The sequence below is a fragment of the Hymenobacter gummosus genome, from assembly GCF_003970915.1.
Classification (GTDB): Bacteria; Bacteroidota; Bacteroidia; order Cytophagales; family Hymenobacteraceae; genus Solirubrum; species Solirubrum gummosum.
On the sequence record NZ_RXOF01000001.1, the window covers coordinates 24,121 to 41,186 of the forward strand.

The following is a 17,066-nucleotide window of genomic DNA, read 5'->3' on the forward strand; positions in this document are numbered from 1 at the left end:
GCTGTAGGGGCCGCGCGCTTACTCCACCACCACGCGGCGCACCACGTGCAGGTTTTGGCCGGTGATGCGCAGCGTATACACGCCGTGGCTCAGCGCCTGGGTGCTGACAACGGCCCGGGCGGCGGTGCCGCGCAGTGTCAGCGGCTGCTGACTTACGCGCTGGCCCAGGCTGTTGTAGAGGGTCAGCTCGGCCACCTGCGTTGCGCCCGCGCCCTCAAACCGGACCTCAAAGCTGCCGGTAGCCGTGGGGTTGGGCAGCAGCTGAATGGCGTAGCCGGCGGCCTGCTCGCGCACGGCCAGCCCCGGGTCGACGCGCAGCGCGAGGCTGGCCACGTTGTTCTGCTCGTTGGTTTCGCTCACGGCGTTCTGCGAGTCGGCCACGAACAGCACGAAGTAGGGCCCGGGCGCCGTGCCGGACGGAATGCTGATGCCCGACAGCACGCGGGTAATGCCGAAGCCGGCCGCCATGCTGCCCACGCTGCTGCTGGTCAGCAGCACGTCGCCGGCATCCAGCGTGGTATTGGTGGAGAGGTACACGCCGATGGTGTGCGCGGCGGCGGCGGCCGTACCCAGGTTTTCGTGGAAGGCCGTGACGGCAATGGTGCCCCCGGCCCGCACCGGTGAGGGCAGCACCGTCAGCTGCGACACCGCCAAATCGACACCTGCGGCCGTGACGGTGATGGAGCTGGCAAACACGGTTACGTTGTTCTGCTCATCCGATTCCGTCACCGTGTTCTGCGGGTCGGCTACCACCAGCAGGCGGTACGTGCCGGCCGCCGTGGCCGCGGGCACCGTGAACGAGCCCGAACGGTTGGCCGTGGCCCCGGCCGCCAGCAAGCCCCCGGTGCTGGTGCCCAGCAGTACGTCGCCGGCATCCAGGATGGTGTTGGTGGAGAGGTAGTAGCCCACCGAGCTGCTGCTGGCATCGTTGGTGCCCTGGTTGCGGATGATGCTCCCCACGCTCAGGGCCGAGCCAGCGCCCAGCGTCAGCGGCGAGGCGGTGGGCTGCTGCACCAGCAGATCGGGCGCCCCGGTGCCGCCCCCGCCTACGCACGATATTACGGCCTCGAACCCGTCGCGCACCACGCTCACGTCGGTGATGAACTGCATGGTTAGCACCCCGGCGGCGTTGGTAGCCGTGACGGCCGTGCCCGGCGCCACCGAGCCGTTGTACGAGGCCAGCAGCGGGCTGCTGGTCGTGGGCCCGTCGTAGATGTTCAGGAAGTCAAACCCGCTCTCGGTGTCGAAGGTGCGGATGGTGACGCGTACCCGGGCCCCGGCCGTGGCGGGCGAAATCGTCAGGGAGCCGTTGGCGTTATCGGAGTACACGCCGGTGCCGCCGTGGTCGTAGATGGTGGTGCCGCAGGAGGTAAGCGTGGCCGTGCCGCTAAACGGAATAACGGTACCGCTGAAGGGCGGCGTCACCGTCAGGGGCACCGAGGCCACGTTGTTTTGCTCGTTGGTTTCGCTCACGGCGTTCAGCGGATCGGCCACCAACAGCACAAAGTAGTTGCCCGGGGTGGTAGCGGCGGGGATGGTCAGCGTCGCTCCGCGCACACCGCCCGAACCAGCCGTCAGCGCCCCGCCCGGCACCGTGGTCAGCAGCACGTCGGCGCTGTTGAGTACGTTGTCGGTGGAGAGGTAGTAGCCCAAGGCGCTGCTGGCGGCAGTGGTAGTGCCCTGGTTGAAGATGTTGCCGTTGGCCGCCAGGGTGCCACCTGCCGACACCGCGTTGCGCGCCAGGGCCGCCTGACTCACAATCAGGTCTACACCGGGCAGCACGATGCTGAGCGCCGCGGCCGCCACGTTGTTTTGCTCGTTGATTTCGCTGATGGCGTTGGGGGCATCCGCCACGAACAGCACGAAGTAAGCCCCGGCCGCCGTGCCGGCCGGAATGGTCAGCAGCGCCGCCGGGCTGGCGAAGCCGTTGGCGTTGATTGACTGCACGGTCGTCTGCCCGATGGCTATGTCAGCGGCATCCAGGGTGTTGTTGGTCGACAGGTAGTAGCCCAGCGTCGACACCGGCGCGGGAGTGTTGCCCACGTTGGTCACCGTGCTGAACACGTTCACGGTGCCTCCGGCCGTGGTGGCCAGCGGGTTCAGGGCGGCCTGCACCACCTGCAAATCCACGCGCGGCACCACCACCGTCAGGGCGGCCGCGCCCACGTTGTTCTGCTCGTTCGGCTCGTTGATCTGGTTAGTATGGTCGGCGACGCCCAGAATGAAGTAGGTGCCCGGCGCAGTACCCGCCGGGACCGTCACAGTGCCGTTGGTCGAGAACAAGGCCCCCGCCGGCATGGGCGCCAGCGTCGAGGTGGTCAGCGGCTGGTCGGCGGCGTCCAGGGTATTGTTGGTCGAGAAGTAATAGCCCACCGTGGAGGCCGGGGAGGCAACGTTGCCCACGTTTACGACGGAGACAAAGACACTCACGTTGGCGCCCGCCACCGTTAGTGTCGGGCTCAGGCTGACTTGCTGAACCTGCAGGTCCACCGACGGAGCGGCCACGGTCAGCGTACGGCTGATCAGGTTGTTCTGCTCGTTGGTTTCGCTGACGGTGTTCTGCGGGTCGGCCACGAACAGCAGGAAGTAGTTGCCCAGGGCGGTGCCGGCCGGAATGGTGGCCGTGGCGCTGCGGAAGATACTCTGCCCGCCCCCGAGCTGCCCACCAATAGCCGTTACCAGCAGCTGGTCGCCGGCGTCGAGGGTGGCATTGGTCGAGAGGTACACGCCCATATTGCTGGTGCTGGCCGTGGTATTGCCCAGGTTGGTGAGCAGGGCCGAAGCCAGGAACGAGCCGCCCGCCGGCGCCGTGAGGGGGCTGCTGGGCTGCGAAACGGTCAAATCGACGCTGGGCGTCACCACGCTTATCTGCAGCACCGCCACGTTGTTCTGCTCGTTGGTTTCGCCCACCACGTTCTGCGGGTCGGCCACGAACAGCAGAAAATACGTGCCGGGCGTTGTGCCCGCCGGTATGGTAGCCGTGGCTTGGCGTACTTCCGCGCCCAACGCCAGCAGCGGTCCGCCGGTGCTGCTGGTCAGCAGCTGGTCGGCAGCATCCAGGGTATTGTTGGTCGAGAGGTAGTAGCCCACCGTGCTGCTGCTGGCGGTGGTAGTGCCCAGGTTACGAATGACGCTGTTCAGGGTCATCGGGGTGCCGGGCGAGGTAATGGTCGGCGTCGCAAACGGATTCTGGATGACCAAATCCACACCCACCGGCACCACCGTGAAGGAGGCGGCTACCACGTTGTTCTGCTCGTTCGACTCACTGACCGCATTCTGGAAGTCGGCCACAAACAGCAGGAAGTAGTTGCCGTTGGCCGTACCGGCCGGAATGGTCACGTTGGCCAAGCGCGTGCTGGCCTGATTGGCCGGTAATGGCCCGCCCAGCGTGCTGGTCAGCAGCTGGTCGGTGGCGTCGAGGGTCGCGTTGGTGGAGAGGTAATAGCCCACCGAGCTGCTGCTGGCCGCCGATACCGAGCGGTTGAAAATGGTCACGGTAGCCGATATGGTGCCGCCCGCCGCCACGGTCAGCGGCGTCAGGGCGGGGCCCTGCGGCTGCAAATCGGGCAGCGGCGCCAGCGGCACGCAGCTGATGGTGGCGGCAAAGCCGGGCAGGTTGCTCACCCCGTCACTGGTCAGGCGCACCGTCAGCACCCCGCCGGGGTTGGAGGCCACCACCGTGCCCGGGCTGCCGGTGCCGTCGTAGATGCCCAGGATGGGGTCGTTGGTGCTGGCGCCGTCGTAGATGGTCAGCCGGTCGAAGAATGCCTCCGTCTCGAAGGCGGTAAACTGCAGCTGGATGCGGCTGCCGCTGCTGGGGCGCAGAATCGTCACGCCGTCGGCGTTGGGCGAGTAGTTGCCGCCGAGGCCGCCGTCGTCGTACAGAATACCGCTGCACGCCGTCACGTCGGTGGTGCCCGTGGTGGGCATCTGGTAGCCCTGCCCCTGGCCGTAGCTGGGTAGGCCCGCCAGCAACAGCCACAACATGCCGGCGCACAGCCAGCCCAGCTTGTACAAGTGTTTCATGACCAATGAAAAGAAGAAGGATATTGTAGGTGCCGCCGACCTTAGGCCCGGAAAAGCACAAAAAAAGCGTGGGGTTGAATCCACGCTCTAAGTTACTTCCAAAACGATACCGACAAAGGCCAACAACGCTTATTCTTCCTCGGCCGGTACGAGAAGGAAAACATCCTCCCCGGGCCGTTTCATCACGTATTTCTCCCGGGCAAACTTCTCCAGCATTTCGGGGCTGCTGAGCAGCTCGGCCCGGTCCTGCTTTACCTCCTCGATCTTGCCGGTGTAATATTCTTTCTGCTCCTGCAGCTCCCGGTATTTGCTGTACATCTCGTACTGCTTCAGCAAATCATTGGCGTCAAACAGCAGCATCCACCCCAGGAAGGCCACGCCCGTAATGAAGTAGAAGCTGCGCAAAAAGCGCGGTACACGGTTGAACACGTCGGTGAACTGCATGGGCATCAGAACTGATTCCTACAAAGTACGGGCATTGCCGGCTTATTTTACCAGCAGCTGCTGGTGCAGCCGTTGCCCGTTCACCAGCGTTTGCAGCAGGTAGCGCCCGGGCACCAGGCCGGCCACGCTGAGGCGCGCGGTTCCGTCGGCGCCGAACCGTAGCACCGGCCGCGCCACTTCCTGCCCTAGCGCGTTGTGCAGCGTCGCCACCACCGAAGCGGCGCGCAGCCCCGAGGCACCAATAAGCAGCTCCTGGCCACCCTCCACCGGGTTGGGGTAGAGCTGCAGCGCCTGAAGCGGCGTAGCGGCCCGCGCAGCCGTGATGCCGCCGGTAATGGTAATGGCCAGCGCCCGGCTGTTGTTGTTCTCGTTCGACTCCGCAATGCGGTTCAGGTGGTCGGCCACCACCAGCACGTAGTACCGGCCCGGCTGGGTGCTGCCCGGCACCGTCAGCACAGGAGCCGAGGTGATTGTGCCGCTGCCGCCGCCCGACAACGAACCGACCCCGGAGGTGCCCAACACGACGTCGCCGGGCGTTAGCAGTGTATCCACCGATAAATAGTAGCCCATTTCTGCGTTCGGACTGCCCCCGGCACCTTGATTGTTGACGAACGTAAACGCGCCCAGGCTTCCGCCCGCTGGCAGGGAGTTAAACGAAGTAGATGGCCGCCACAAGGTCAGATCCGGTAGTTGGGCCGGGCCGCCCACTACCACGCTCACCGGGGTTGTCAGCACGTTGTTTTGCTCGTTGCTTTCCCGCTCCATGTCCAGTGGATCAGCCACAAACACCATGTAGTAGCTGCCCGCCCGCGTCGTGGCCGGAATGGTCACGTTAATGTTGAGCGTTGCCGACGTGGTCGAGCCAAACAAGTTTGTACCGACCGAGTTCAGGTACACGTCCGTGCCGTCCCAGGTGTTGTCTGCCGACAAATACGCGCCGATAAAGGCAAACTGCGCGGCAGTACCCAGGGTACGGATGGTTGCGGAGAGTTGGTAGTTAGCGCCGGCGTAAACGGTGCTCGGGCACGTAATGGGGGTCGTCACAACCAGATCCGGCTGCGCCTGCACCTGTGCGGCCAAACCAAGCCAAGCCAGTAGGCAGACCACCAGCGTGCGGGCCAATAAACGAGTAGATGGGACGGACATGCGTCTTGGGGCTTTGAATAGCAATAACCCGTTAAAATTGGGCATAATCCCTCGTTGGCACAACAAAGCCGGTCCACCTCGCGGCAGACCGGCTTTGCGTAGCCCTGAGGCGTCAGTTACATGTTCTTGCCGGGGAAGTAAGCCACCTCGCCCAGCTCCTCCTCGATGCGGAGCAGCTGGTTGTATTTGGCCATCCGGTCCGAGCGCGACATCGAGCCAGTCTTGATCTGGCCGGTGTTCAGAGCCACGGCCAGGTCGGCGATGGTGCTGTCCTCCGTCTCACCCGAGCGGTGCGACATGATGCTCTTGTACTTGAAGCGCTTGCCCAGGTTCACTGCATCGATGGTTTCCGTCAGGGAGCCGATCTGGTTCACCTTGATCAGAATGGCGTTGGCTACGCCCTTGTCGATGCCTTGCTGCAGACGCGTCACGTTGGTCACGAACAGGTCGTCGCCTACCAGCTGCACCTTGTCGCCCACGGCGTCGGTCAGCTGCTTCCAGCCGCTCCAGTCGTCCTCGTCCAGGCCGTCCTCAATGCTGATGATGGGGTACTTGCGGGTCCAGTCGGCCCAGTAGTTGGCCATTTCCGAGGAAGTCAGCTTGTCGCCGGTGCTCTTCTTGAAGTGGTAGTGCCCGTCGGAGTAGAACTCCGAAGCCGCCGCGTCCAGCGCAATCATCACGTCGTCGCCCGGCTTGTAGCCCGCGGCCTCGATGGCCTGCAGCACCACTTCGATGGCCGCCTCGTTCGACTCGATGTTCGGCGCGAAACCGCCCTCGTCGCCCACGTTCGTGCTCAGGCCCTCCTTCTTCAGCACCGATTTCAGGTGGTGGAAGATTTCCGAGCCCCAGCGCATGGCCTCGGTGAACGACTTGGCGCCCACCGGCATAATCATGAACTCCTGGAAGTCAATGGAGTTATCGGCGTGCGAGCCGCCGTTCAGGATGTTCATCATCGGCACCGGCAGCGTGGTAGCCCCCACGCCGCCTACGTAGCGGTAGAGCGGCATGCCGGCTTCCTGCGCGGCCGCGCGGGCCGCGGCCAGCGAAACGCCCAGAATGGCGTTGGCACCCAGGTTGGCCTTGTTCGGCGTACCGTCCAGCTCGTTCATGATTTTGTCGAGCAGGGCCTGTTCGAACACCGAGAAGCCCACCAGCTCTTCGGCAATCTTGCTGTTGACGTTGTCGACGGCCGTCAGCACGCCCTTGCCCATATACTTGGCCTTGTCGTCGTCGCGCAGCTCCACGGCTTCGTGCTTGCCGGTCGAGGCACCCGAGGGTACCGCAGCACGGCCTACCACGCCGCTGTCGGTGGTCACGTCTACTTCCACGGTGGGGTTACCGCGCGAGTCAAAAATTTGCCGGGCGTTGATGGCGGCGATGATGCTCATAATCGGAGAATGAAAAGTGTGTTTGGGCCTGACCAGCCCACGGGGAATCAGTCAGCGGTGCCCGTCCCACGCGGGCCCAACGGCAAAGAAACACAAGTGCCGGGGATTCGCCTAGGTGATAGGGCAAATCAACCGTTTGCGCAAGGCCGGAATGTTCCACCTGTTTTCCTCCTCTGAAGCCACCGGGCCTTTCCAGCGCCCCGCCCACCGCTTTTTGTCACCGCTTCGGAAGTCCGGCAATTGCTCTATTCCTGTTCTCCTCCTACCGGGAGTCCGGTAGCCTTCCACCAACGGCTGCCGCGCAACCGGAAGTCCGGTTGGCCCACAAACAATGTTTTGCGAGCTACCAGCCCCCGGTGAGCCGCCCCGCCCTACGCGCCGTCGTGGCTCCCCCTCTCCTATTCGAAGAGGGGGCCGGGGGGTGAGGTGCCCACGCGGCACAAAAAAAGGGACGGCCCCCGCAGGAACCGTCCCTTTCAATTCAAAGCGCCTCAGCGCGGCGAATTACGAAGCCGACTCTTCGGTCTTGTCTTCGCGGGTTTCGCCTTCTTTCAGCGTTTCGGTAGCCGTATCAGCCGGAGCCGAGGTTTCTACCTGCGTGGTCGAAGCAGCGGGAGCGGCCGTGGTAGCAGCACCTTCAGCTTTCTTACCACCGCGGCGCGAACGACGGGTCGTAGCCTTAGCCTCGCCAGCCGACTTGGCCGACAGCAGGGTTTCGTTGTAGTCCACCAGCTCGATTACGCACATGTCAGCGTTGTCACCGGCACGGCCGGCGCTCAGCTTGATGATGCGGGTGTAGCCGCCGGGACGGCCAGCAATTTTGCCAGCTACTTCGCCGTACAGCTCCTTGATGGCCTCTTTGTTCTGCAGCTCGGCGAATACGATGCGGCGCGAGTGCGTCGTGTCGTCCTTCGAGCGGGTCAGAATCGGCTCTACGTACTTGCGCAGTTCCTTGGCCTTGGCCGTCGTCGTCGTGATGCGCTTGTGCAGGATCAGCGAGATGGCGAGGTTCGACAGCATGGCGCTGCGGTGGGCGGTAGTCCGGCCCAGGTGGTTGTCTTTTTTACCGTGACGCATTGGTCAAGAAAAGTTAGTGGGATGCTTGCGGACGACGACCACGGCGGGCCGAAGCCTCATTAGAACCGCCGCCCCTTAGGGCACCCCTAGTTGAATGTGAGAAATGTGGTTAATGTGCGGAATGTGGAAGAATGAAATGGATTGTGCGAAGCAGTCAGTTAAAACGACATTTTCACATTACCCACATTCACCCGCATTCCGCACATTACAAAATTAGTCTTCTTCCAGACGGAACTTCGCCACGTCCATGCCGAAGTGCAGGCCTTTTTCCTCGACGAGGTTTTCCAGCTCGGTCAAGGACTTCTTGCCGAAGTTGCGGAACTTCATCATGTCGGCCAGGTCCAGCTGCACCAGGTCGCCGAGGGTCTTGATGTCGGCGGCCTTGAGGCAGTTGTAAGCACGTACCGAGAGGTCCATGTCCTGCAGCGGGGTCTTGAGGACCTTGCGCATGTGCAGCGTCTCTTCGTCCACGCTGGTTTCCTCCTCGGCCTTGGCCGTTTCGAAGGTCATCGTGTTGTCCGAGAACAGCATGAAATGCTGAATCAGGATGTTGGCGGCGCCTTTCAGCGCATCCTCGGGGTGAATCGAGCCGTCCGTGTGGATTTCCAACAGCAGCCGCTCGTAGTCGGTCTTCTGCTCCACGCGGGTGTTCTCGATGCTGTACTTCACGTTCTTGATGGGCGTGAAGATGGCGTCGATGGCAATCTGACCGAAAACTTGGTCAGCCGGCTTGTTTTCCTCGGCGGGTACGTAGCCACGGCCCTTCTGAACCGTAAACTCGAATTCCAGCGAGGTATTGGTGTCGATGTTGCAAATCACCAGGTCCGGGTTCAGCACCTGGAAGCCGTTGGTGAATTTGTTGATGTCACCGGCCGTGAAGGTCTCCTGGCCGCTGATGCGCACCGTGATTTTGTCCTCGATAACGTCGTTGATCTTCTTGAACCGAACTTGCTTCAGGTTCAGGATGATTTCCGACATGTCCTCGATGACGCCCTCGATGGTCTGGAACTCGTGCAGCACGTTGCTCGTGCGGACCGAGGTAATTGCGTACCCCTCGAGCGACGACAGCAGGATGCGCCGCAGCGCGTTGCCGATCGTCACGCCGTAACCCTTCTCCAGCGGTTTGAACTCAAACGTACCGTAGAAGTCGTCGGATTTCTCCATCACGACCTTCTCCGGCATTTGAAAAGCGAGAATTGACATAGATGCGGATGTAAGGGAAATTTGAAGGAAGGAGGTAAACCAATGCAGGAGCCGGCCGCTGCCATTGGAAGGTTTCCAGGCAGCGGCCGGCTCTGCGCAGCAGGCTTACTTCGAATACAGTTCGACGATGAGCTGCTCCTCGATTTTCTCGGGAATCATGTCGCGCTGCGGCACCGAAATCACTTTGCCGGCCAGCTCCTTGCCGTCCCACTCCAGCCAGCCGAACTGACGGGCGTTGCGAGCAGCGAGGCTGTTGGTAATGGCTTCCAGCGACTTCGACTTTTCGCGCACGGCAACGATAGCGCCGGGCTTCACGTGGAACGACGGGATGTTTACCACTTCACCGTCCACCGTGATGTGCTTGTGCGACACCAGCTGACGGGCAGCGCGGCGGGTCGGGGCGATGCCCAGACGGTACACCACGTTGTCCAGACGCTGCTCCAGGTAGGCCAGCAGGTTTTCACCGGTGATGCCCGGCTTACCAGCTGCCTTGTCGAACAGGTTGGCGAACTGCTTTTCCAGTACCCCGTAGAGGTACTTCACTTTTTGCTTCTCCATCAGCTGCACGGCGTATTCCGACTGCTTCTTGCGGCGGCCGCGGCCGTGCTGGCCCGGAGGATATGCTTTCTTGGTAAGTGCCTTGCTCGGGCCGAAGATGGCTTCGCCGAAACGACGGGCAACTTTGGTTTTAGGGCCGGTATAACGTGCCATTCTAAAGAGGTGATTTTTCTGGGAAGAAAAGAAAACTGCCTGGCCGCATTAGCTCCCTCACGGGGCGGTAGCGGCCACGCGTCTGCCGTTACTCAGACGCGGCGACGTTTGGGCGGACGGCAGCCGTTGTGCGGCAGCGGCGTCACGTCGCGGATGGTCGTCACCTCAATGCCCATGTTCTGGAACGCACGGATTGCCGACTCGCGGCCAGCGCCCGGACCTTTCACGAACACTTCGCACTTGCGCATGCCCAGGTCGTAAGCCACTTTGCCGCAATCTTGGGCTGCGGTTTGGGCGGCGTAGGGCGTGTTCTTCTTCGAACCACGGAAGCCCATTTTGCCGGCCGAAGCCCACGAAATCACCTGGCCGTTGTTGTTCGTAACCGAGATGATGATGTTGTTGAACGAAGCCTTGATGTGCACCTGGCCGGTAGCTTCTACCTGCACGATGCGCTTCTTGGCTTTGTCTTTTCTCTTTTGTGCCATTTGGTTTTCGCAGAAAACGAGCGAGAGGTGTTGGCGGCAGTTGGAAAGTCATGAAGGCCCGCCGCCGATTCCCGCTATGATTTATTTCGTAGCCTTCTTCTTACCGGCAACGGTTTTCCGTTTGCCTTTGCGGGTGCGCGAGTTGTTCTTGGTGCGCTGACCACGGACCGGCAGCCCTTTGCGGTGACGGAGGCCACGGTAGCAACCGATGTCCATCAGACGCTTGATGTTAAGCTGAACTTCCGAGCGCAGCACACCTTCAGTCTTATATTCCGAAGCAATGATGCTACGGATTTCGCCCGACTCAGCTTCCGTCCACTCGCTAACCTTCTTGTTCAGGTCTACACCTGCTTTGGTAAGGATAGCCTGGGCCGACGAACGACCGATGCCAAAGATGTAGGTGAGGGCGATTTCGCCGCGCTTTTTGTCCGGGATGTCTACCCCTGCAATACGTGCCATGTTCTTCCTATTGCTTGATGTTAGCCCTGACGCTGCTTGTAGCGGGGGTTCTTCTTGTTGATCACGTAAAGCTTCCCTTTACGGCGGATCACCTTGCAGTCGGCGCTGCGCTTTTTCACCGAGGCTTTGACTTTCATGTCCGGGGGGTTTGGGTCTTAGGGTCTCAGGGACTTAGGGTCTTGGTCTTGAAGCCAAGGTCAACTAAGACCCCAAGCTCCCAAGTCCCTAAGACCCTTTACTTGTAACGGTAAACGATTCGCCCCTTCGACAAATCGTAGGGCGACATTTCGAGCTTCACCTTATCGCCGGGCAGAATCTTGATGTAGTGCATGCGCATCTTTCCGGAGATGTGCGCAATCAGCTGGTGCCCGTTTTCCAACTCCACGCGGAACATGGCGTTTGACAAGGCTTCCAGGATGGTACCGTCCTGCTCAATCGACGACTGTTTGGCCATAAGGCTGCTGTTGCTTCTGTAAAGCTTGTTCTATGTAAGCAAACGAAGTAAGAATCTCCGCTTTGTTTTGGCGCACCACCACGGTGTGCTCGAAGTGCGCCGAGGGTTGCCGGTCCTTGGTTCGGATGGTCCAGCCATCATCTTCCTGCACCACTGCTTTGCCGCCCAGGTTCACCATCGGTTCGATGGCCATAACCAGACCGCTCTGCAGCTTCAGGCCCGAGCCACGTTTGCCGTAGTTCGGTACGTCCGGCTTCTCGTGCAGGCTCTTACCGATGCCGTGCCCGACAAGTTCCCGCACCACCGAATAACCACGCTTTTCCACGTAATCTTGGATGGCGTAGCCGACGTCGCCCATGCGGTTGCCAGCTACAGCTTGCTTGATGCCTTCGTACAAAGACTGCTTGGTTGCATCAAGCAAAGCCAGAACTTCTGGTTTCACCTCTCCCACGGGGTGGGTGTAAGCGCTGTCGCTGTGGTAGCCGTTGAGCTTCACGCCCGCGTCTATCGTTACGATGTCGCCGCTCTTCAGTACCTGGCTGCCGGGAAACCCGTGCACTACCACCGCATTGGGCGAAATGCACAGGCTGTATTTGAACCCTTTGTAATTCTTGAAAGAAGGGACGCCGCCGTTGTCCCGAATGAACTCCTCGGCACGCTTATCCAGCTCGCCGGTGGTAATTCCTTCGCGAATCATGCCCGCAACTTCCCCATGGGCACGAGCCAGCACATCAGCGCTGGCTCGAATCAGTTCGATTTCTTCTTCGGTCTTGTACAGGATCATGGCTTAAGACGCCAGCGCAATGTTTTGCGACCGGCCTTTCAGCTTGCCCGTTTTCATCATGCCATCGTAGTGACGCATGAGCAGATAGCTTTCGATCTGGTTCATGGTATCGAGGACCACACCCACCATAATGATGAGCGACGTACCACCGTAGAAGGCAGAGAACGGACGAGTGACCTCAAACAACAACGCAATGGCCGGAAAGATTGCAATCAGCGCCAGAGCAATGGCACCGGGCAGGGTGATGTGCGTCAGCACTTGGTCGATGTACTCGGAAGTAGCATCGCCCGGCTTCACCCCCGGTACAAAACCGCCGCTACGCTTCAGGTCGTCGGCAATCTGCTTCGGGTTCACGCTGATGGCGGTGTAGAAGTACGTGAACAAAATGATCAGTACCGCAAACACCAAGTTGTATTGCCACGAGGTGTAATCCGAAAACTTCTGGCCGATGAATGTAGCCGTGTCGCTGTCCTTCCACGCCGAGGCAGCAATAGCTGGCACGAACATCAGCGACTGAGCGAAAATGATCGGCATAACGCCGGCCGCATTCACTTTCAGCGGGATGAACTGACGCTGCGCATTCAGCTGGCTTACGCCACCTACCTGCTTAGCGTACTGCACCGGAATTTGGCGAACGGCCTGCGTGAGGATGATAACACCCATTACCACGAAGAACAGCACTGCCAACTCGATTAGGAAGATCAGCGAACCGCGCATCCCCTTCGCCGCGGCTTCCCCGATGATAGCGCCGGGAAAGCGCGAGACGATACCGATCATGATGATCATCGAGATGCCGTTACCGATGCCCTTATCGGTGATTTTCTCACCCAGCCACATGCAGAACAAGGTGCCGGCCGTCAGGATAATCATCGTCGACACCGTGAAGAATACTCCCGGGTTGATGATGGCATCCTGACCAATGGTAGCAATGAAACCCACCGACTGCGCCATCACGATGGGGATGGTGAGCAGGCGGGTGTACTGGTTGATCTTCTTCCGGCCCGATTCGCCTTCTTTCTGCAGCTTCTGGAAGTACGGCACTGCGATGGTCAGCAGCTGCAGCACGATAGAGGCCGAGATGTAGGGCATAATGCCCAGCGCGAAAATGGAAGCGTTGCTGAACGCGCCACCGAGCAGGGTGTCGAGGATGCCGAAAATGCCTCCCGAGCTACCTTTCAGAAGAGCAGGATCGACGCCCGGCAATACCACGTAAGCACCCAGCCGGTAGATGGCGATGAAAAAAAGCGTATTGAGAATCCGCGTACGCAGATCCTCAATCGCAAAAATGTTCTTAACCGTCTGAATAAACTTGTTCATCGCCGGCGTGTAGGTTGACTTACAGGGTCACGGCTTTGCCACCAGCCTTCTCAATGGCCTCAATAGCCGATTGCGAGAAAGCGTGGGCGTGTACTTCCACAGCGGCGGTCAGTTCGCCACGGCCGAGAACTTTGATCTTGGCGTTTTTCGACACCAGACCGTGCTGGATGAAGTAGGCTACATCCATCGTACCCGTCGCCGATTTCTCGTTCAGAGCCTGCAGTACGTCCAGGTTGATACCCTTGTACTCCACACGATTGATGTTTTTGAAGCCGAACTTCGGCACGCGGCGCTGCAGGGGCATTTGGCCACCTTCAAAGCCGATTTTCTTCGAGTAGCCCGAACGCGACTTGGCGCCCTTGTGGCCACGCGTCGACGTGCCACCGCGGGTCGAGCCTTCACCACGACCCAGACGCTTGTTGTTGCGTACCGAGCCTTCAGCGGGCTTAAGATTGCTGAGATTCATGATGAGCTGAGGTCTACAGTTCGGTTACTTCTACCAGGTGGCCAACTTTGGCGACCATGCCGGCAATAGCCGCGGTGTTTTCCACCTCGCGGACTGCGCCGATTTTGTTCAGGCCCAGGGCCTGCATCGTGCGCTTCTGACGCTCGGGGCGGTCAATAACGCTACGCACTTGCTTGATTTGGATCCGTGCCATCGTCGCTTAGCCGTTAAATACTTTGGCGAGGGAGATGCCGCGCTGCTGTGCAATCTGCATCGGGTCGCGCATCTTGTTCAGGGCGTCGAAGGTAGCCTTCACCACGTTGTGGGGGTTCGAGGAGCCTTTCGACTTGGCCAGTACGTCCTTGATGCCGGCGCTTTCGAACACGGCACGCATAGCACCACCAGCAATTACGCCGGTACCGGCAGCGGCCGGCTGCACCAGCACGAAGCCACCCGAGTACTTGCCTTCCATCACGTGGGGAACGGTGTGCTTGTACAGCGGCACCTTCACCAGGTTCTTCTTGGCATCGTCAATGGCTTTGGCAATGGCATCGGTTACTTCGTTGGCTTTGCCCAGGCCGTAGCCTACGGTGCCAGCACCGTCACCTACTACTACGATGGCCGAGAAGCTGAAGCGACGACCACCTTTTACCACCTTCGCTACGCGGTTGATGGCAACTACTTTTTCCTTCAGGTCCGACTCCGTGGTCTTCGCCGTGGGTTTATTTTGCTCGCGCATAGCTGCTTAGAAATTCAGGCCGCCTTCGCGGGCACCTTCTGCCAATGATTTAACGCGACCGTGGTACAGGTAGCCCGAGCGGTCGAACACTACCGACGTGATGCCGGCAGCCGTGGCCCGCGTGGCCAGCTCTTTGCCTACGGCGGCGGCCGTAGCTACCGGCGAGTCGCCAGCCGTTACGTTCTTCGACGAAGCGGCTACCAGCGTACGGCCGGCGGTGTCGTCGATGATCTGGGCGTAGATGCCCTTGTTGCTGCGGAACACCGACAGGCGGGGGCGCTCAGCGGTACCCGACACTTTCGTGCGGATGTGGCGCTTGATCCGGAGTCTTCTCTCAGTTTTATTAAAAGCCATGATGCTCGGTTATTTCGAGGCAGTCTTACCAGCCTTACGACGAATCTGCTCACCAACGAAGCGCACACCTTTGCCTTTGTAAGGCTCCACCTTGCGCAGCGAACGGATCTTGGCGGCCACCTGGCCGATGAGTTCCTTGTCGATGCTGGTCAGGGTGATGATCGGGTTCTTGCCTTTTTCGGTAACGGCCGTAGCGGTTACTTCTTTCGGCAGCGCCAGGAAGATGTTGTGCGAGTAGCCCAGGGCCAGCTCCAGCGTCGAGCCGGTAGCGGTAGCCTTGAAACCTACGCCCACCAGTTCCAGCTGGTGCGTGTAGCCGGTGCTTACGCCGGTTACCATGTTGTTGAGCAGGGCGCGGTAGAGGCCGTGCATGGCCTTGTGACGCTTTTGCTCGGTAGGACGTTCTACGACTACGGTGTTGTCTTCGGAGCGTACCGTGATGTCGCGGTCGACAGCGGTTTTCAGTTCCCCTTTGGGGCCCTTAACCGTGATGGTGTTGTCGTTATCAACCGATACCTGCACGCCCGAGGGCAGGCTGATCGGGAGTTTACCAATGCGGGACATATTGTCGGGAGTTTACTGCTGCGTTGAGCTTAGTACACGTAGCACAGCACCTCGCCGCCTACATTCTGGGTGCGAGCTTCCTTCTCCGTCATTACCCCTTTCGAAGTCGACAGGATGGCAATGCCCAGACCGCTCAGCACGCGCGGCAGGTTTTCAACGTGGGCGTACGTACGCAGGCCCGGGGTGCTGATGCGCTGCAGCTTCTGGATGGCGGGCTTCTTGGTCACGGGGTGGTACTTCAGCGCGATTTTGATCGTGCCTTGTACTGCCGAGTCATCAAAACGGTAGCTCTGAATGTACCCTTTCTCGTAGAGTACTTTCGTGATTTCCTTTTTGATTTTGTTAGCCGGAATTTCTACTACCCGGTGGTTGGCCTTGATGGCGTTGCGCACCCGGGTCAGGTAGTCGGCAATCGGATCTGTGTTCATTTGGATGATTTGAAGGGCACCCCGTGGTTAAGGGAACCGCAAAGGTAGGAAAATTTCGCAGCCATAGTTTTCCTATGACGGCGAAATCCTCGGTTAAGACTACTTGACATCCACAGCGTTTCCGCCGCAGCCAATGGTTTCTTGTGGCAACCTGCCAAATGGTGTGTGGGGCGTCCCCCACTGCCCTAGAGCATTCTGGGGTGCAAAGATACGTAAACGCTTAACACAAAAGCAATAGGCTACTTTGCTTAGTTGGCAGATAGTTCTGCAACGCGCATACTTGCTTTAGTATCTACACAAAAAAATGCTCGACTAGAGTGCTAGTCGAGCATTTTCAATATGGAGGCAAACCACCGAAGATGCGTCTACATCTTCTTTACAGCATTGACCATGTAGCCCGGATACATTTCTCTAGCTACAGTATTCGCGTTAGCTTCATTCCAAGCTACCACAACTACGGTCATCACATTTGTTCCTTTCTGAATCCTGACTTGATACTGTTGCTGCGGCATGATTTAAAATTTGAGTGAACCCAAATATAGAAATGTCACAACATGTATTGTCAATTCAGCAATTAACTTTCTGCAGGCTGCGGTGAGCTGGAGGGAAAAAGGGCTGCACAATTTGACCACCTACTTCAACAATGAATCCTCGACCAAACGGGTCGACATTGAGGAGCTTGAATGTGAAAGGCTCACCAACAATTGGCACAACCAAATAGCAACATCCAATGTCCCAAGATACAGATGGCATTAGTTTAGCACTTCAGATTACCAGCTAGCCTTGGTCACGCCGGGAATTTTGCCGGCCGAAGCCATTTCCCGGAACGTTACGCGGCTGATGCCAAACTTGCGCATGTAGCCACGCGGACGGCCGGTCAGTTTGCAGCGGTTGTGCAGACGTACGGGCGAAGCGTTGCGGGGCAGCTTGTCCAGACCTTCGAAGTCGCCAGCCTCTTTCAGAGCCTTACGCTTCTCAGCGTAACGGGCAACCATCGCCACACGCTTCCGCTCTCTTGCTTTGATTGATTCCTTAGCCATGA

General features: G+C 59.6%; 20 protein-coding genes. All 20 read right to left on the reverse strand.

The features are described 5' to 3' along the window. Positions 1–18: 18 nt before the first annotated feature. Positions 19–4,026 (reverse strand): CARDB domain-containing protein, encoded by a 4,008-nt coding sequence (locus EJV47_RS00095; protein ID WP_126691118.1) that lies wholly within the window; start codon positions 4,024–4,026, stop codon positions 19–21. A gap of 129 nt (positions 4,027–4,155) precedes the next feature. Further along, positions 4,156–4,470 (reverse strand): FtsB family cell division protein, encoded by a 315-nt coding sequence (locus EJV47_RS00100; RefSeq protein WP_126691119.1) that lies wholly within the window; start codon positions 4,468–4,470, stop codon positions 4,156–4,158. Between the two features lie 42 nt (positions 4,471–4,512). After that, complete coding sequence (locus EJV47_RS00105) at positions 4,513–5,661, reverse strand: CARDB domain-containing protein (RefSeq protein WP_126691120.1); 1,149 nt, start codon at positions 5,659–5,661, stop codon at positions 4,513–4,515. Between the two features lie 71 nt (positions 5,662–5,732). Next, entirely contained in the window at positions 5,733–7,004 is a 1,272-nt protein-coding gene (gene eno / locus EJV47_RS00110; RefSeq protein WP_126691121.1) for a phosphopyruvate hydratase, read from the reverse strand. A gap of 504 nt (positions 7,005–7,508) precedes the next feature. Further along, complete coding sequence (gene rplQ / locus EJV47_RS00115; RefSeq protein WP_126691122.1) at positions 7,509–8,081, reverse strand: 50S ribosomal protein L17; 573 nt, start codon at positions 8,079–8,081, stop codon at positions 7,509–7,511. Positions 8,082–8,294: 213 nt separating this feature from the next. Then, entirely contained in the window at positions 8,295–9,284 is a 990-nt protein-coding gene (locus tag EJV47_RS00120; RefSeq protein WP_126691123.1) for a DNA-directed RNA polymerase subunit alpha, read from the reverse strand. Between the two features lie 105 nt (positions 9,285–9,389). Beyond that, the gene (rpsD, locus tag EJV47_RS00125; protein WP_126691124.1) at positions 9,390–9,995 is read right to left on the reverse strand and encodes a 30S ribosomal protein S4; all 606 of its coding nucleotides are present in this window, start codon (positions 9,993–9,995) and stop codon (positions 9,390–9,392) included. 92 nt (positions 9,996–10,087) lie between these two features. Further along, on the reverse strand, positions 10,088–10,480 hold the full coding sequence (rpsK, locus tag EJV47_RS00130; protein WP_059072191.1) for a 30S ribosomal protein S11: 393 nt from the start codon (positions 10,478–10,480) through the stop codon (positions 10,088–10,090). An 81-nt stretch (positions 10,481–10,561) separates the two neighbouring features. Beyond that, on the reverse strand, positions 10,562–10,939 hold the full coding sequence (gene rpsM, locus EJV47_RS00135) for a 30S ribosomal protein S13 (protein ID WP_126691125.1): 378 nt from the start codon (positions 10,937–10,939) through the stop codon (positions 10,562–10,564). A gap of 20 nt (positions 10,940–10,959) precedes the next feature. Beyond that, positions 10,960–11,076, reverse strand: a complete 117-nt coding sequence (ykgO, locus tag EJV47_RS00140) for a type B 50S ribosomal protein L36 (protein WP_034256541.1) — start codon at positions 11,074–11,076, stop codon at positions 10,960–10,962. A gap of 98 nt (positions 11,077–11,174) precedes the next feature. Next, complete coding sequence (gene infA / locus EJV47_RS00145) at positions 11,175–11,393, reverse strand: translation initiation factor IF-1 (RefSeq protein ID WP_078013177.1); 219 nt, start codon at positions 11,391–11,393, stop codon at positions 11,175–11,177. Beyond that, positions 11,371–12,177 (reverse strand): type I methionyl aminopeptidase, encoded by an 807-nt coding sequence (gene map, locus EJV47_RS00150; RefSeq protein WP_126691126.1) that lies wholly within the window; start codon positions 12,175–12,177, stop codon positions 11,371–11,373. Before map ends, infA begins: the two co-directional genes overlap by 23 nt. Before the next feature lie 3 nt (positions 12,178–12,180). Next, positions 12,181–13,494 (reverse strand): preprotein translocase subunit SecY, encoded by a 1,314-nt coding sequence (gene secY, locus EJV47_RS00155; RefSeq protein WP_126691127.1) that lies wholly within the window; start codon positions 13,492–13,494, stop codon positions 12,181–12,183. 19 nt (positions 13,495–13,513) lie between these two features. Continuing rightward, complete coding sequence (gene rplO, locus EJV47_RS00160) at positions 13,514–13,960, reverse strand: 50S ribosomal protein L15 (RefSeq protein WP_126691128.1); 447 nt, start codon at positions 13,958–13,960, stop codon at positions 13,514–13,516. 13 nt (positions 13,961–13,973) lie between these two features. Continuing rightward, positions 13,974–14,153 (reverse strand): 50S ribosomal protein L30, encoded by a 180-nt coding sequence (gene rpmD / locus EJV47_RS00165; protein ID WP_126691129.1) that lies wholly within the window; start codon positions 14,151–14,153, stop codon positions 13,974–13,976. Between the two features lie 6 nt (positions 14,154–14,159). Beyond that, entirely contained in the window at positions 14,160–14,678 is a 519-nt protein-coding gene (rpsE, locus tag EJV47_RS00170; RefSeq protein WP_078013182.1) for a 30S ribosomal protein S5, read from the reverse strand. Positions 14,679–14,684: 6 nt separating this feature from the next. Beyond that, positions 14,685–15,032, reverse strand: coding sequence for a 50S ribosomal protein L18 (rplR, locus tag EJV47_RS00175; RefSeq protein ID WP_119445995.1), 348 nt, complete (start codon positions 15,030–15,032; stop codon positions 14,685–14,687). Between the two features lie 9 nt (positions 15,033–15,041). Further along, a complete protein-coding gene (gene rplF, locus EJV47_RS00180) occupies positions 15,042–15,596 on the reverse strand; it encodes a 50S ribosomal protein L6 (RefSeq protein WP_059072182.1) in 555 nt (184 codons plus the stop codon). A 29-nt stretch (positions 15,597–15,625) separates the two neighbouring features. Beyond that, positions 15,626–16,024 carry a 30S ribosomal protein S8 gene (gene rpsH / locus EJV47_RS00185; RefSeq protein WP_059072181.1) on the reverse strand — a complete coding sequence of 133 codons (399 nt, stop codon included), beginning with the start codon at positions 16,022–16,024 and terminating at the stop codon, positions 15,626–15,628. Between the two features lie 770 nt (positions 16,025–16,794). After that, the gene (gene rpsN / locus EJV47_RS00190) at positions 16,795–17,064 is read right to left on the reverse strand and encodes a 30S ribosomal protein S14 (RefSeq protein ID WP_078013185.1); all 270 of its coding nucleotides are present in this window, start codon (positions 17,062–17,064) and stop codon (positions 16,795–16,797) included. Positions 17,065–17,066: the final 2 nt, after the last annotated feature.

Bases quoted from the DNA above. Each gene is read 5' to 3' on its own strand.
- rplQ (WP_126691122.1), bottom strand. From the start codon at position 8,081: ATGCGTCACGGTAAAAAAGACAACCACCTGGGCCGGACTACCGCCCAC.
- secY (WP_126691127.1), bottom strand. From the start codon at position 13,494: ATGAACAAGTTTATTCAGACGGTTAAGAACATTTTTGCGATTGAGGAT.
- EJV47_RS00100 (WP_126691119.1), bottom strand. From the start codon at position 4,470: ATGCAGTTCACCGACGTGTTCAACCGTGTACCGCGCTTTTTGCGCAGC.
- EJV47_RS00095 (WP_126691118.1), bottom strand. From the start codon at position 4,026: ATGAAACACTTGTACAAGCTGGGCTGGCTGTGCGCCGGCATGTTGTGG.
- EJV47_RS00120 (WP_126691123.1), bottom strand. From the start codon at position 9,284: ATGTCAATTCTCGCTTTTCAAATGCCGGAGAAGGTCGTGATGGAGAAA.
- rpsD (WP_126691124.1), bottom strand. From the start codon at position 9,995: ATGGCACGTTATACCGGCCCTAAAACCAAAGTTGCCCGTCGTTTCGGC.
- EJV47_RS00105 (WP_126691120.1), bottom strand. From the start codon at position 5,661: ATGCCCAATTTTAACGGGTTATTGCTATTCAAAGCCCCAAGACGCATG.
- rplO (WP_126691128.1), bottom strand. From the start codon at position 13,960: ATGAATCTCAGCAATCTTAAGCCCGCTGAAGGCTCGGTACGCAACAAC.
- rpsM (WP_126691125.1), bottom strand. From the start codon at position 10,939: ATGGCACGTATTGCAGGGGTAGACATCCCGGACAAAAAGCGCGGCGAA.
- rplF (WP_059072182.1), bottom strand. From the start codon at position 15,596: ATGTCCCGCATTGGTAAACTCCCGATCAGCCTGCCCTCGGGCGTGCAG.
- rpmD (WP_126691129.1), bottom strand. From the start codon at position 14,153: ATGGCACGGATCCAAATCAAGCAAGTGCGTAGCGTTATTGACCGCCCC.
- rpsN (WP_078013185.1), bottom strand. From the start codon at position 17,064: ATGGCTAAGGAATCAATCAAAGCAAGAGAGCGGAAGCGTGTGGCGATG.
- rplR (WP_119445995.1), bottom strand. From the start codon at position 15,032: ATGGCTTTTAATAAAACTGAGAGAAGACTCCGGATCAAGCGCCACATC.
- rpsK (WP_059072191.1), bottom strand. From the start codon at position 10,480: ATGGCACAAAAGAGAAAAGACAAAGCCAAGAAGCGCATCGTGCAGGTA.
- eno (WP_126691121.1), bottom strand. From the start codon at position 7,004: ATGAGCATCATCGCCGCCATCAACGCCCGGCAAATTTTTGACTCGCGC.
- rpsE (WP_078013182.1), bottom strand. From the start codon at position 14,678: ATGCGCGAGCAAAATAAACCCACGGCGAAGACCACGGAGTCGGACCTG.
- infA (WP_078013177.1), bottom strand. From the start codon at position 11,393: ATGGCCAAACAGTCGTCGATTGAGCAGGACGGTACCATCCTGGAAGCC.
- rpsH (WP_059072181.1), bottom strand. From the start codon at position 16,024: ATGAACACAGATCCGATTGCCGACTACCTGACCCGGGTGCGCAACGCC.
- ykgO (WP_034256541.1), bottom strand. From the start codon at position 11,076: ATGAAAGTCAAAGCCTCGGTGAAAAAGCGCAGCGCCGACTGCAAGGTG.
- map (WP_126691126.1), bottom strand. From the start codon at position 12,177: ATGATCCTGTACAAGACCGAAGAAGAAATCGAACTGATTCGAGCCAGC.